The 12,534-nt window shown below is 58.5% G+C and carries 12 protein-coding genes, 1 other RNA gene and 1 pseudogene; 9 read left to right on the forward strand and 5 right to left on the reverse strand.

The window, feature by feature from the left end; all coding sequences use genetic code 11:
- Positions 1–105: 105 nt before the first annotated feature.
- Entirely contained in the window at positions 106–1,146 is a 1,041-nt protein-coding gene (locus PSH57_RS04945; protein WP_305388135.1) for an NADP(H)-dependent aldo-keto reductase, read from the reverse strand.
- A gap of 245 nt (positions 1,147–1,391) precedes the next feature.
- On the opposite strand from PSH57_RS04945, the gene rplM reads away from it, so the two are divergent.
- The 7 genes and pseudogenes from rplM (at position 1,392) to PSH57_RS04980 (ending at position 6,271) form a co-directional block, all read left to right on the forward strand.
- The gene (gene rplM / locus PSH57_RS04950; protein ID WP_003205365.1) at positions 1,392–1,820 is read left to right on the forward strand and encodes a 50S ribosomal protein L13; all 429 of its coding nucleotides are present in this window, start codon (positions 1,392–1,394) and stop codon (positions 1,818–1,820) included.
- A 14-nt stretch (positions 1,821–1,834) separates the two neighbouring features.
- Positions 1,835–2,227, forward strand: coding sequence for a 30S ribosomal protein S9 (gene rpsI, locus PSH57_RS04955; RefSeq protein WP_003205364.1), 393 nt, complete (start codon positions 1,835–1,837; stop codon positions 2,225–2,227).
- Positions 2,228–2,483: 256 nt separating this feature from the next.
- Positions 2,484–3,077, forward strand: a complete 594-nt coding sequence (petA, locus tag PSH57_RS04960) for a ubiquinol-cytochrome c reductase iron-sulfur subunit (protein ID WP_305388136.1) — start codon at positions 2,484–2,486, stop codon at positions 3,075–3,077.
- Positions 3,077–4,288 carry a cytochrome b gene (locus PSH57_RS04965; RefSeq protein ID WP_305388138.1) on the forward strand — a complete coding sequence of 404 codons (1,212 nt, stop codon included), beginning with the start codon at positions 3,077–3,079 and terminating at the stop codon, positions 4,286–4,288. Before petA ends, PSH57_RS04965 begins: the two co-directional genes overlap by 1 nt.
- Positions 4,288–5,070 (forward strand): cytochrome c1, encoded by a 783-nt coding sequence (locus PSH57_RS04970; protein WP_047228572.1) that lies wholly within the window; start codon positions 4,288–4,290, stop codon positions 5,068–5,070. The genes PSH57_RS04965 and PSH57_RS04970 overlap by 1 nt, the downstream gene beginning before the upstream one ends.
- A gap of 152 nt (positions 5,071–5,222) precedes the next feature.
- Positions 5,223–5,841 (forward strand): annotated as a pseudogene (locus PSH57_RS04975) (glutathione S-transferase N-terminal domain-containing protein).
- A gap of 16 nt (positions 5,842–5,857) precedes the next feature.
- Positions 5,858–6,271, forward strand: coding sequence for a ClpXP protease specificity-enhancing factor (locus PSH57_RS04980; RefSeq protein ID WP_047228570.1), 414 nt, complete (start codon positions 5,858–5,860; stop codon positions 6,269–6,271).
- 1,047 nt (positions 6,272–7,318) lie between these two features.
- Here PSH57_RS04980 and PSH57_RS04985 read toward each other — a convergent pair.
- The 4 genes from PSH57_RS04985 to PSH57_RS05000 all read right to left on the reverse strand — a co-directional run bounded on the left by PSH57_RS04985 (position 7,319) and on the right by PSH57_RS05000 (position 10,773).
- Positions 7,319–7,897 carry a BON domain-containing protein gene (locus PSH57_RS04985; protein ID WP_047228807.1) on the reverse strand — a complete coding sequence of 193 codons (579 nt, stop codon included), beginning with the start codon at positions 7,895–7,897 and terminating at the stop codon, positions 7,319–7,321.
- Positions 7,894–8,487 carry a phosphoheptose isomerase gene (locus tag PSH57_RS04990; RefSeq protein ID WP_007928463.1) on the reverse strand — a complete coding sequence of 198 codons (594 nt, stop codon included), beginning with the start codon at positions 8,485–8,487 and terminating at the stop codon, positions 7,894–7,896. The genes PSH57_RS04985 and PSH57_RS04990 overlap by 4 nt, the downstream gene beginning before the upstream one ends.
- 112 nt (positions 8,488–8,599) lie before the next feature.
- Complete coding sequence (locus PSH57_RS04995; protein WP_305388140.1) at positions 8,600–8,962, reverse strand: YraN family protein; 363 nt, start codon at positions 8,960–8,962, stop codon at positions 8,600–8,602.
- Positions 8,962–10,773, reverse strand: a complete 1,812-nt coding sequence (locus PSH57_RS05000) for a penicillin-binding protein activator (RefSeq protein WP_305388141.1) — start codon at positions 10,771–10,773, stop codon at positions 8,962–8,964. Before PSH57_RS05000 ends, PSH57_RS04995 begins: the two co-directional genes overlap by 1 nt.
- A 209-nt stretch (positions 10,774–10,982) precedes the next feature.
- On the opposite strand from PSH57_RS05000, the gene rsmI reads away from it, so the two are divergent.
- Both rsmI and rnpB read left to right on the forward strand, forming a co-directional pair.
- Positions 10,983–11,855, forward strand: a complete 873-nt coding sequence (gene rsmI, locus PSH57_RS05005; RefSeq protein WP_305388142.1) for a 16S rRNA (cytidine(1402)-2'-O)-methyltransferase — start codon at positions 10,983–10,985, stop codon at positions 11,853–11,855.
- 74 nt (positions 11,856–11,929) lie between these two features.
- Positions 11,930–12,283, forward strand: an RNA gene (rnpB, locus tag PSH57_RS05010) — RNase P RNA component class A.
- Positions 12,284–12,534: the final 251 nt, after the last annotated feature.

Below are 12,534 nucleotides of genomic sequence, written 5' to 3' on the forward strand. Positions count from 1 at the left end.
GAGCAAGCCCGCTCCCACAGTGGTTCTGTGTCGATCACCCAATGGTGCCCAGACACAAATCCCCCGTGGGAGCGGGCTTGCTCGCGAAGGCTTTTTACCAGTCGATCAAGGCGCCGGGTTCGGATGATCCTTGTGGATCGCTTCAATCCCCGCCAGCACTTCATCCGAGAGCTTCAGGTCGACGCTGGCGATGTTGCTGTCCAGTTGCTCAAGGGTCGTGGCGCCGATGATGTTGCTGGTCACGAACGGTTGCCGAGTGACAAACGCCAGGGCCATCTGCGCCGGGTCCAGGCCGTGTTCCCGCGCCAGGGCCACATAACGACTGCATGCGGCTTCCGATTGTGGATTGAAATAGCGCATGAAGCGGCTGTAGAGCGTCAGGCGGCCCCTGGCTGGGCGTGCGCCGCCTTCATACTTGCCCGACAGGAAGCCGAACGCCAATGGCGAATAAGCCAGCAGGCCGCACTGCTCGCGGATGGCAATTTCCGAAAGCCCGATCTCGAAACTGCGGTTGAGCAGGTTGTAGGGGTTCTGGATCGACACTGCCCGCGGCCAGCCACGGGCTTCGGCCAGGGCGAGGAATTTCATGGTGCCCCACGGCGTTTCGTTGGACAGGCCGATGTGGCGGATCTTGCCGGCCCGTACCTGCTCGTCCAGGGCTTCAAGGGTTTCTTCCAGCGGGGTGAAATCTTCGTCGGTTTTGTGCTGGTAGCCCAATTGGCCAAAAAAATTGGTGCTGCGCTCTGGCCAATGCAGTTGATAGAGATCGATCCAGTCGGTCTGCAGGCGCTTGAGGCTGGCGTCCACCGCTTCGACGATATGGCGACGGTTGTGCTTGAGGTTTTTGTCGCGGATGTAGTCGATGGTGTTGCCGGGACCTGCGATTTTGCTCGCCAGAATCCAGTCCGCGCGGTCGCCGCGACGCTTGAAGTAGTTGCCGATGTAGCGTTCGGTGGTGGCGTAGGTCTCGGCCTTGGGCGGCACCGGGTACATCTCGGCGGTGTCGATGAAATTGATCCCGGCACCCTTGGCGCGTTCGATCTGGGCGAAGGCCTCGGCCTCGCTGTTCTGCTCACCCCAAGTCATGGTTCCGAGGCACAGGGCGCTCACGTTTAGATCGGTACGGCCTAGCTGGCGATAATCCATCGGGAACTCCTTGGGCAAAACAATCATAAAAGCAGGTTGAATTATTTTTCGCAATCTGCATAATTGCGCACCTCTTTCTGCAGTGGAAGTGATGCGCCGCCGCCGAAGAATCTTGCCGTTGAACGGACGCGCCGACCCGAGCCCCCGAAAGCGTCTGTATCCGGCTGCCTTTGACTTGTCAAAGTACGCACTATTCAGTAAGATCCGCCGTCTAATTTACAGGGCGGCCCCTGAGGCTATAAAGAATGAAAACTTTTACTGCTAAACCGGAAACAGTAAAGCGCGACTGGTTTGTCGTCGACGCTGCTGGTCAGACCCTGGGTCGTCTGGCCACCGAAATCGCGAGCCGTCTGCGTGGCAAGCACAAGCCTGAGTACACCCCTCACGTCGACACCGGTGACTACATCGTCGTCATCAACGCTGAGCAAGTACGTGTTACTGGCGCTAAAACCACTGACAAAATGTACTACTCCCACTCCGGTTTTCCTGGCGGCATCAAGTCGATCAACTTCGAAAAGCTGATCGCCAAAGCCCCTGAGCGCGTGATCGAGACCGCGGTTAAAGGCATGCTGCCTAAAAACCCACTGGGTCGCGACATGTATCGTAAGCTGAAGGTTTATGCGGGCGCTGCTCACCCTCATACTGCTCAGCAGCCCCAAGAACTGAAGTTTTAACGGAATAGTTCATTATGTCGGCGACTCAAAATTACGGCACTGGCCGTCGCAAGACTGCAACCGCACGCGTTTTCCTGCGTCCGGGCACTGGTAACATCTCCATCAACAACCGCTCCCTGGATAACTTCTTCGGCCGCGAAACTGCCCGCATGGTAGTTCGTCAGCCGCTGGAACTGACCGAGACCGTCGAAAAATTCGACATCTACGTCACTGTTATCGGTGGTGGTGTAAGTGGTCAGGCTGGCGCAATCCGCCACGGTATCACTCGCGCCCTGATGGATTACGACGAAACTCTGCGTGGTGCGCTGCGCAAAGCCGGCTTCGTAACTCGCGATGCTCGTGAAGTTGAACGTAAGAAAGTCGGTCTGCGTAAAGCGCGTAAGCGTCCGCAGTACTCGAAGCGTTAATTTCGCTTTCGCGTTCAAAAGGCGCCCAGTTCCTCACGGAGCTGGGCGTTTTTTTATGGGCGAAATATTTATGCTGTGACAACTTGCCACATCCGTGAAGCCCCTATACTTCAAGGCTTGGCGGTTGAGCCGCTTGGTAATTACCTTGTCAGAACTGGGGCTTTTCATTACCATTCGGCAAAATTTTTATAAGTTCAGATTTTTACTTAGTAGACGCCTGATTTAACAGGCCACAAAGCTGATGGGAGAGGACTGAATGAGCAATGACGGCGTGAATGCAGGCCGGCGTCGCTTCTTGGTAGCAGCCACATCCGTGGTGGGTGCTGCAGGAGCGGTGGGGGCTGCGGTCCCGTTCGTGGGGTCATGGTTTCCCAGTGCCAAGGCGAAAGCCGCAGGTGCACCGGTGAAAGTGAATGTCAGCAAGATCGAGCCAGGCCAGCAGATGATTGCTGAGTGGCGCGGTCAGCCGGTGTTCATCGTCCGCCGTACAGAGGAAATCCTGGGGAATCTGAAAAAGATCGAGGGGCAGCTGTCTGACCCCACCTCCAAGAACTCGATGCAACCGACCTATGTCGACCCGGAGACGCGTTCGATCAAGCCGCAAATCCTGCTGCTGATCGGGATTTGTACGCACCTGGGCTGCTCGCCAACGTTCCGTCCCGAAGTGGCGCCTGCCGACTTGGGCAAGGACTGGGTAGGTGGTTATTTCTGCCCTTGCCACGGCTCCCACTACGATCTGGCTGGTCGCGTCTACAAATCGCAGCCTGCACCTCTGAACCTGCCAGTTCCCCCGCATTCCTATGAAACCGATGACATCATTGTCGTTGGCGTCGATACGGAGACAGCGTGATGAGCAAATTCATGGATTGGGTTGATGCGCGCTTTCCCGCGACCAAGATGTGGGAAGACCATCTCAGCAAGTATTACGCTCCGAAAAACTTCAACTTCTTCTACTTCTTTGGCTCTCTGGCCCTGCTCGTTCTGGTCAACCAGATCGTCACCGGTGTCTGGCTGACCATGAGCTACACCCCTTCGGCGGAAGAAGCGTTTGCTTCCGTCGAATACATCATGCGCGACGTCGAGTACGGCTCGATCCTGCGTCTGTTGCACTCCACCGGCGCTTCGGCGTTCTTCATCGTGGTCTACCTGCATATGTTCCGTGGCTTGCTCTACGGTTCGTACCAGAAGCCGCGTGAACTGGTGTGGGTCTTCGGCATGCTGATCTACCTGGCGCTGATGGCCGAAGCCTTCATGGGCTACCTGCTGCCGTGGGGCCAGATGTCCTACTGGGGCGCCCAGGTGATTATCTCGCTGTTCGGTGCAATCCCGGTCATCGGCGATGACCTGACCCAGTGGATTCGCGGTGACTACCTGATCTCGGGCATTACCCTGAACCGCTTCTTCGCCTTGCATGTGGTGGCCCTGCCGATCGTGATCCTCGGTCTGGTGGTGCTGCATATCCTGGCGCTGCACGAAGTCGGCTCGAACAACCCCGATGGCGTGGACATCAAGAAGCACAAGGACGAGAACGGCGTACCGCTGGACGGCATTGCCTTCCACCCGTACTACACCGTGAAAGATATCGTCGGCGTGGTGGTGTTCCTGTTCATTTTCTGCTCCATCGTGTTCTTCTTCCCGGAGATGGGTGGTTACTTCCTCGAGAAGCCTAACTTCGAGCAGGCAAACGCCTTCAAGACCCCTGAACACATTGCTCCGGTCTGGTACTTCACACCGTTCTACGCGATCCTGCGGGCGATTCCGGACAAGCTGCTGGGCGTCATCGCCATGGGTGCGGCGATCGCCGTGCTGTTCGTCCTGCCGTGGCTGGACCGCAGTCCGGTCAAGTCGATGCGCTACAAAGGCTGGCTGAGCAAAATCTGGCTCTGGGTGTTCTGCATCTCGTTCGTGATCCTGGGCGTGCTGGGCGTACTCGCTCCAACGCCGGGCCGGACGCTGCTGTCGCAGGTCTGCACCTTCCTGTACTTCGCCTACTTCATTCTGATGCCGTTCTACACCAGGCTCGAGAAGACCAAACCGGTTCCGGAAAGGGTGACTGGCTGATGAAAAAGCTATTTTCTGTACTGATTCTTGCTGCTATGCCTGTACTGTCCTTTGCGTCCGCATCCGGTGGTCCTGAGCTGGAAAAAGTCGACATCGACGTTTCCGACAAAGCTGCCATGCAGGATGGCGCACGTACGTTCGCCAACTACTGCATGGGCTGCCACAGCGCCAAGTTCCAGCGTTATGAGCGTGTAGCTGATGACCTGGGCATTCCCCATGAGTTGATGCTCGAGAAGCTGGTGTTCACTGGCGCCAAGCTGGGCGATCACATGAACATCGGCATGCAGCCGGCAGACGCCAAGACCTGGTTCGGGGCTGCGCCGCCCGACCTCACCCTGGTGGCTCGCGTACGTGGCACCGACTGGCTCTACGGTTACCTGCGTTCGTTCTATGAAGATCCCGCGCGTCCTTGGGGTGTGAACAACAAGGTCTTCCCGAACGTCGGTATGCCGAACGTTCTGGTCGGCCTGCAGGGTCGTCAGGTGGTAGGCTGCAAACAGGTTCAAATCGTCGAGGACGGCAAGAAGCAATACGATCCGCTGACTGGCACGGCTTTGACTCACGAAGCCTGCGACCAGTTGACCGTATTGCCCAACACCGGCAGCCTGACTGAAGAGCAGTTCGACGAGAAGGTCAAGAATCTGGTGACCTTCCTGGCCTACTCGGCCAACCCGGTGAAGCTGGAGCATCAGCGCATCGGTACTTATGTGTTGCTGTATTTGGCGTTCTTCTTCGTATTCGCTTACCTGCTCAAGCGCGAATACTGGAAAGACGTGCATTGATAAAGCAGCTGTAAACCGTTGCTGTTAACCGTGCGCGCCCAAGGGCGTCTCTGGATGTAACGAACCTGGTCAGCCGGGTGTTACGGGAGGCGCCCTTTGGGCGCGCTCGTTTTTCCGTTTTTCGATAATTTCAACAAGCGAGGAGGATCGCCATGGGCGTGACCAATCGGTTGGCCTGTTACTCCGACCCCGCCGACCACTACTCCCACCGGGTACGCATCGTACTGGCAGAGAAGGGTGTCAGCGCCGAGATCATTTATGTCGAAGCGGGCCGTCAGCCGCCGAAGCTGATCGAAGTGAAACCCTTACGGTAGCCTGCCCACGCTGGTCGATCGTGATCTGGCATTGTGGGAGTCGACAGTGGTGATGGAATACCTGGATGAGCGTTATCCGCATCCGCCTTTACTGCCGGTGTACCCTGTCGCGCGAGCCAACAGCCGTTTGCTGATCCATCGCATCCAGCGTGACTGGTGCGGTTTGGTGGATCTGATCCTGGATTCACGAAGCAAGGAGCCGGCGCGGGTCGTGGCGCGCAAAGAATTGCGTGAAAGCCTGACTGGCGTATCGCCGCTGTTTGTCGACAAACCGTTCTTTCTCAGTGAGGAACAAAGTCTGGTGGATTGCTGCCTATTACCCATACTCTGGCGTTTGCCGATTCTGGGTATCGAACTGCCGCGGCCTGCCAAGCCGCTGCTTGATTATATGGAGCGCCAATTTGCGCGCGAGGCTTTCCAGGCGAGTCTGTCTGGTGTCGAACGTGACATGCGCTAAGGCTTAGGGAGCCGCTATGAACTCCAGTCGACCTTATCTGGTCCGCGCGCTCTATGAGTGGATTGTGGACAACGATTGCACCCCGCACATGCTGGTCAACGCCGAGTATCCATCGGTGCAGGTGCCGCAGGGTTTTGCCAACGACGGGCAAATTGTCTTGAACGTATCGCCGGCCGCCGTGCGTCATTTGCACATGGACAACGATGCGGTCAGTTTTGAGGGGCGTTTTGGGGGTGTGCCACACACCCTGTACGTGCCTATCGCTTCGATCCTGGGGATTTATGCTCGGGAGAATGGCCAGGGTATGGTGTTCGAGCTGGAATCGCCGCTGGATGGCGAAGAAGAGTTCGAGGCTGATGATGACCTGCCGCCACCGGATGACGAGCCGCCGCGTCCTAGCGGGCGGCCGAGTTTGAAAGTGGTGAAATAGCGGGCTGTGCTAAAGGCCATTCAGTCATGGACTGGGTGAAGGCCTGGCAGCTTGGTTAGGAAAATGCCTGTGTCGTGAGATGCGGGCATTTTTTTGTGGTGTCATGGTTTTTGTGTGTATATCCGTTTCTGCGGTAACGGCGACTTAGGGTTCCGCTCTTACAGCGGCTCACTTTTGGAAAAGCGCCAAAAGTAAGCAAAAACGCTTTGCCCCACCACTCGGCACCTCGCCTAGGCTCGGTGTGCCCGAACGCAGGCATTGCTCCGTGGGCCCGCCGCGAAGGGCCATCCATGGCCCAGCGCGGCTATCCCGGCATCCATGCCGGGATGCCCACTGCGCAATACCTGCGTTCGGCCAGCGTGGTTAATGGGGCGGCGAGATCAAGATCAAGATCAAGATCAAAAGCAGAGCAAAAGCAAAAGCAAAAGCAAAAGCTGGGTAGATGCCAGTATCTATTTAGCGGAACCACCGCTATCGCGAGCAGGCTCGCTCCCACAGGGGTTTGTGGGGGTTCACAGTATCTGCAAGCGACACAAAAACCTGTGGGAGCGAGCCTGCTCGCGATGACGCCGGTACATCCAACATGACTGCAAACTGACCTTCCGCGAACAAGCCCGCTCCCACAGGGAAGCGCGTTCGCTCCAGAACAGGCCGGCTGCCAGGCCGCCTCGCTTTTGATTTTGATCTCGGGCGCCCCGTTAACCACGATGGCTGAACGCAGGCATTGGTTCGAGGGCACCTCGGCATGGATGCCGAGGTAGCCGCGCTGGGCCATGGATGGCCCTTCGCGGCGGCCCACGAACCAATGCCGGAGTGAGGGCATGCCGAGCCTAAGCGAGGCACCGAGTGGTGGGGCAAAAGCGTTTTGCTTACTTTTGCGCTTCTCAAAAGTGAGCCGCTGTAAGAGCGGAACCATCAGTGGCCGTTACCACAGAAACGGATATACACCCCGATCAAACTCTCCCCCCCAAAAAAATGAAGCCAAAAAAAACGGCGCTTTCCGTCTCGGAAAAAGCGCCGTTTTTCTTGAGTACCTGAAGTTCAGTATCAGTCAATGTACTCAAACAACTTGACGATCTTCTGCACCCCGGAAACCCCTTGCACCAGGTTGGTCGCCTGCGCAGCCTCCTGCTTGGTCAGCAGCCCCAGCAGATAGACAATGCCATTCTCGGTCACAACCTTGATGCGCGAGCCGGGAATGCTGGCGTCGGTGAGCATCTGCGTCTTGATCTTGGTGGTCAGCCAGGCATCGTTCTGACGCGCCAGCAGCGAGGAGGGTGGCAGGACCTGCAGTTCGTTATGCACGGTCTTGACCCGCTGCACGGCGCTTGCAGCCTGTTCGGCCTTGGCCTTGAGGTCTGCGCGTGGGGTCTGGCCGGCCAGCAGCACGACACCGTTGAAGCTGGTGACGACGATGTGCGAGTTGTTGTCCAGGTCCGGGTCGGCCTTGGCGATGTTCACGCCTGCCTTGGTTTCGATCAACGAGTCGTCGATCTTGCTACCGAAGGTGCGGGTGCCGCGGTCGTCTTCAATCGGCTTTTCCCGGCTGGCGTTAACCACCGATGTGCAGCCGCTGATGCCGAGGCACAGGGTCAGGGCCAGAAGGCCTAGGCGATTAGGGGTCATTCTTCACTCCCGAACAGTTGGCTGTCGATCAAGTCGCAAAGACAATGAATCGCCAGCAGATGGACTTCCTGGATACGTGCGGTGACATTGGCCGGTACGCGAATCTCGACGTCTTCGGGCAGCAGCAGTGAGGCCATGCCGCCGCCATCGCGACCGGTCAATGCTACGACAATCATTTCTCGATCATGTGCGGCCTGGATCGCCTGAATAATATTGGCCGAGTTACCGCTGGTGGAAATAGCCAGCAACACATCGCCGGGCTGGCCCAGGGCGCGGATCTGTTTGGAAAACACTTCGTTGTAGCTGTAGTCATTGGCGATCGAGGTGATCGTCGAGCTGTCGGTGGTCAGTGCGATCGCTGGCAGGCTGGGGCGCTCGCGCTCGAAGCGGTTGAGCAGCTCCGACGAGAAGTGCTGGGCGTCGCCGGCAGAACCGCCGTTGCCGCATGAGAGCATTTTGCCTTCGTTGAGCAGGGCGTTGACCATCACTTGGCTGGCTTGCTCGATGTGCGGTGCAAGTACGTCCATCGCCTGTTGCTTGGTGTCGATACTGGCCTGAAAAAGCTGGCGAATTCGCGATTGCATGTCCATCAGTGTGACCTTAAGTAGCGCGGCTTATCGGCACAAACATGTGCGGCGCGCAAAGCAAAGAGCAAAAAATTGGGTGAAGGTGTCCGGCTCGGCTCGCCATGGGTGTTGACGCTCAACTGTCGAAGGCGTTCTGCAGCCAGTTCAACTGATCAGCGTTGCTGTCGATGGCAACCACGTCGAAACGGCAGGGGTGATCGGCCCAGCGAGACTCGATTTGCAGGAAATACTGCGCGGCGAAAATCAGTTTCTGGCGCTTGCGTGCGTCGATGCTGTCGAGCGCGCCACCCCATTGAGTATTTTTTCTGTAGCGGACTTCGACGAATACTACTGTATCGCCGTCAAGCATGACCAGATCAAGCTCACCACGTTTACACAGCCAGTTCTGCGCCAGTAGCCGCAGACCCTGCTGTTGAAGATGCGCGAGAGCCTGGCCCTCGGCATCCCGTCCGCTTTGCTGGCGTGATCGGTCAGGCATCAGCGCTGAGTGTCCGGCAGGCGCTGCACCTGGCCGTTGACGAATTCGGCCCACGGCAGTTGACGTTGCACACGCTGGGACTGCGACACTGCCAGGCTGCCCGACAGGCCTTCGATACGACTGTCCGGCAATGCCTTGAGCTGGCCCAGGCGCGGAGCCAGGCGATAGGCGTCTGCGCCCATCGCGTACAACCGGCCCAGGCTACCGGCCGCTTGGGGCCACTGGGCGGTGACCTGCTTGCGCAGCGGGTCGTTGGCATCGAGCAGCCACGGGGTTTCGCAGAAGCGCACGCCGCTCATGTCGTTGTACTGATTCTGGTCGCCACTGGCGCTGAATACATGGGAAGTGGCGTACACAGGCACGTCGCCGGCGTACTGGAAGTTCAGGGTCGGCTTGATCTGCTGGGCCTGTTGCGGGGTCGAGGCCAGGAACAGGAACTCGATGTCCTGGCGTCGGGACGGCTGGGCCGCCACCGTGGTGTCGACTGTGCTTTGCAGGCGCTTGGCGCGACCTTCGCTCTGGCGCAGATGGAACATGTCGGCGATCTGCTGGGCCAGTTGCACTGGCTGGTCGATGCGTTCGACAGCGATGATGGTGCCACCATTGGCCTGCCAGTCCTGGCTGAAGGCTTTGAGGACACGATCACCCCATTCACCTTTCGGCACCATGACTGCGGCACGATGCAGACCGTCCACACGGGCGCGGCGCGACACTTCGCGGGCTTCGTCTTCAGCGGCCAGGCCAAACTGGAAGAGCTGTGCCGGGCCTTGCTCGCCTTCGCTGTAGTTCAGCGCCAGGGTTGTGATCGGCAGTTGCGGGCGGGTGCTCAACTGCTTGACCAGTGGTTTTTCCAGCGGGCCGACCACTAGTTGCACGCCGTCGGCCTGGGCCTTGCGATAGAAGTCATCCAGGGACGTCAGGCGCGAGCTGTCATAAAACTGAATGCTCGGCGGGTTTTGCCCGGCCTGTTGGGCCTGATAGTGGGCAGCCATGAAACCTTCGCGCAGGGCTCTGGCGACTGAGGACAGTGGGCCGTCCTGAGGCAGTAACAGGGCGATCTTGCCCAGAGGTTGGCTGGCCAGCTCCTTGAGCTTGATCAGCGGTGTCGGCAACTGAAGAGCGGCCGGGTGCTTCGGGTTCTGTTCACGCCAGCTATCGATAGCCGCCTGTTGTTGCTCCAGCGTGCCAGCGGTTTTTACGGTCTGGGCCAGGCTCAGCCAGCCACCGAGGTCGTCGGTGGTGGTCGGTTGCAACTGGTCGGTGGGCAGCGAGGCGATCAGCGACCAGATCGCCTCGTGATTTTTTGCCGCTGCTTCATTTTCGAGCAGAGGCGCAATGAAGATCCGCTCCTTGGCGGCTGCCAGGGTCTGGCCATCGGCCTCAAGGGCGCGGGCGTGGACGGTGCCGGTGCGGACCTGTTGTTCCACCGGCAGCTCGCTCAGGTGTTGCAGGCTCGGGTGGCTCAGGGCAGTCAGTGCTGCTTTGGGTTGATTGCGCGTCATTGCCAGTTCGGCCGCCAGGGTGCTGGCGAAAATCTGCTGGCCGGGCTTGAGTTGTTCCATCGGCACCTGTTGCAGGATCTGCGCGGACTGGCCGGCATTGCCCTGGCGGTAGGCCAGGTCTGCTGCACTCAGGCGCAATAGCGCGGCTTCTTCCGGGGTTTTGCTTTGGGTGGCCTGTTCGAGCAACTGCTCGATACTGGCATCTGGGGTCCGTGGAAGTTCGCCAAGGCTGGAGGAGGGCGAACTGGCGCAGGCCGCCAAAAGGGCAGCGAGGCAGAGGGCGGAGAGCAGCCGCAGGCAAGCGATCATGTAAATGTTCCTGATACGAGATCAAATTAGCGTCGAATTGTACCCAAGCACTGGCCGGGGCGCGATGTTAGTGGCGTGAATCGATCAATTTAGGTATTTCAAATGTTTCGGCGGAGCACAAGCGGCCATCGGACAGCGAGGCGCTGCGGGCAGTCGTGACGCACTCGACGCGCTACAATGGCGGTTTTACCGATCATGAGGTGTGCGCTTTGACTGCTCCAGGTGCTTTGAATTCCGCTGCCGGCTCGCTTTATGTGGTGGCGACGCCCATCGGCAACCTGGACGATATCAGTGCCCGGGCGCTGAAAATCTTGCAGGAGGTGGCCCTGATTGCGGCCGAAGACACGCGCCACTCTCAGCGCTTGTTGCAACATTTCGGCATTTCAACGCCCTTGGCGGCTTGTCATGAGCACAACGAGCGGGAGGAAGGCAGTCGTTTTATCACTCGCCTGTTGGCGGGCGATAACGTCGCGCTGATTTCCGACGCGGGTACGCCGCTGATTTCCGACCCTGGTTATCATCTGGTACGCCAGGCTCGGGCGGCCGGCATCAATGTAGTGCCGGTACCGGGGGCCTGCGCCCTGATCGCGGCGCTTTCGGCGGCGGGCCTGCCGTCGGACCGTTTCATCTTCGAAGGTTTTCTGCCGGCCAAGGCGGTGGGGCGACGGGCGCGCCTGGAGTCTATAAAGGAAGAGCCGCGTACGTTGATCTTTTATGAGGCGCCGCACCGCATTCTTGAGTGTCTGCAAGACATGGAGCTGGTGTTTGGTCCTGAGCGCCCGGCGCTGCTCGCCAGGGAGCTGACCAAAACCTTCGAAACTCTCAAGGGGTTGCCCTTGGCGCAGTTGCGCGCCTTCGTCGAAAGCGATAGCAACCAGCAGCGCGGTGAATGCGTTGTGCTGGTGGCGGGCTGGACGGCGCCGGAAAGTGAAGAGGCTGTCAGCGGCGAAGCGATGCGCATCCTCGACCTGCTGCTTGAGGAAATGCCCCTCAAGCGCGCCGCCGCCCTGGCCGCGCAAATCACCGGCGAGCGCAAGAATGTGCTGTATCAGGTTGCGTTGGAAAAACAGAAGGACCAGTGAAACCGGGGCGCGGGGCTGGCCAAGGGCTTTTAGCGCTTGTTCTTCAGGCGGTCTGCCGTTAACCTTCGCGGCGGAGAGTCGATCGGACAGTCGCTGCCCTCTATGAAAATTAGGGGGGGGAGGAAAGTCCGGGCTCCATAGGGCGAAGTGCCAGGTAATGCCTGGGAGGCGTGAGCCTACGGAAAGTGCCACAGAAAATAACCGCCTAAGCGTTTCGGCGCCGGTAAGGGTGAAAAGGTGCGGTAAGAGCGCACCGCACGGCTGGCAACAGTTCGTGGCTAGGTAAACCCCACTTGGAGCAAGACCAAATAGGGTCCCAAGGCGTGGCCCGCGCTGGGACCGGGTAGGTTGCTAAAGATGTCCAGTGATGGCCATCGTAGACGAATGACTGTTCAAGACAGAACCCGGCTTACAGATCGACTCTCCACCTTTTCCCCTCCTGCCAGAATCGCTGGCAGACGCAGTTGCTAAGACCAAAAAAATCTTACTCTTAACAAATCACTTTAACTTCTGAGCGCAGCTTCCTGTGTTCGCTGAAGTTGTGGCGAAAAATCCTACGTCAGATTCCCATCGCCCCTCCAAATACGCTCCTAAATCTCCGATCTATAAGGCTTTTCCTTCAATCCGCGCCTTGACGGTGCGGTGGGCGCATTCCTATAGTGTGCGCAAGTGGCGGAAA

The organism is Pseudomonas hefeiensis (genome assembly GCF_030687835.1).
In the GTDB taxonomy this organism is placed as follows: Bacteria; Pseudomonadota; Gammaproteobacteria; order Pseudomonadales; family Pseudomonadaceae; genus Aquipseudomonas; species Aquipseudomonas hefeiensis.

Coding starts and splice junctions, on each gene's coding strand:
- petA (WP_305388136.1), top strand. CDS start 2,484: ATGAGCAATGACGGCGTGAATGCAGGCCGGCGTCGCTTCTTGGTAGCA.
- PSH57_RS04965 (WP_305388138.1), top strand. CDS start 3,077: ATGAGCAAATTCATGGATTGGGTTGATGCGCGCTTTCCCGCGACCAAG.
- PSH57_RS04990 (WP_007928463.1), bottom strand. CDS start 8,487: ATGGACATGCAATCGCGAATTCGCCAGCTTTTTCAGGCCAGTATCGAC.
- PSH57_RS05000 (WP_305388141.1), bottom strand. CDS start 10,773: ATGATCGCTTGCCTGCGGCTGCTCTCCGCCCTCTGCCTCGCTGCCCTT.
- rplM (WP_003205365.1), top strand. CDS start 1,392: ATGAAAACTTTTACTGCTAAACCGGAAACAGTAAAGCGCGACTGGTTT.
- PSH57_RS04995 (WP_305388140.1), bottom strand. CDS start 8,962: ATGCCTGACCGATCACGCCAGCAAAGCGGACGGGATGCCGAGGGCCAG.
- PSH57_RS04980 (WP_047228570.1), top strand. CDS start 5,858: ATGAACTCCAGTCGACCTTATCTGGTCCGCGCGCTCTATGAGTGGATT.
- rpsI (WP_003205364.1), top strand. CDS start 1,835: ATGTCGGCGACTCAAAATTACGGCACTGGCCGTCGCAAGACTGCAACC.
- PSH57_RS04985 (WP_047228807.1), bottom strand. CDS start 7,897: ATGACCCCTAATCGCCTAGGCCTTCTGGCCCTGACCCTGTGCCTCGGC.
- PSH57_RS04945 (WP_305388135.1), bottom strand. CDS start 1,146: ATGGATTATCGCCAGCTAGGCCGTACCGATCTAAACGTGAGCGCCCTG.
- PSH57_RS04970 (WP_047228572.1), top strand. CDS start 4,288: ATGAAAAAGCTATTTTCTGTACTGATTCTTGCTGCTATGCCTGTACTG.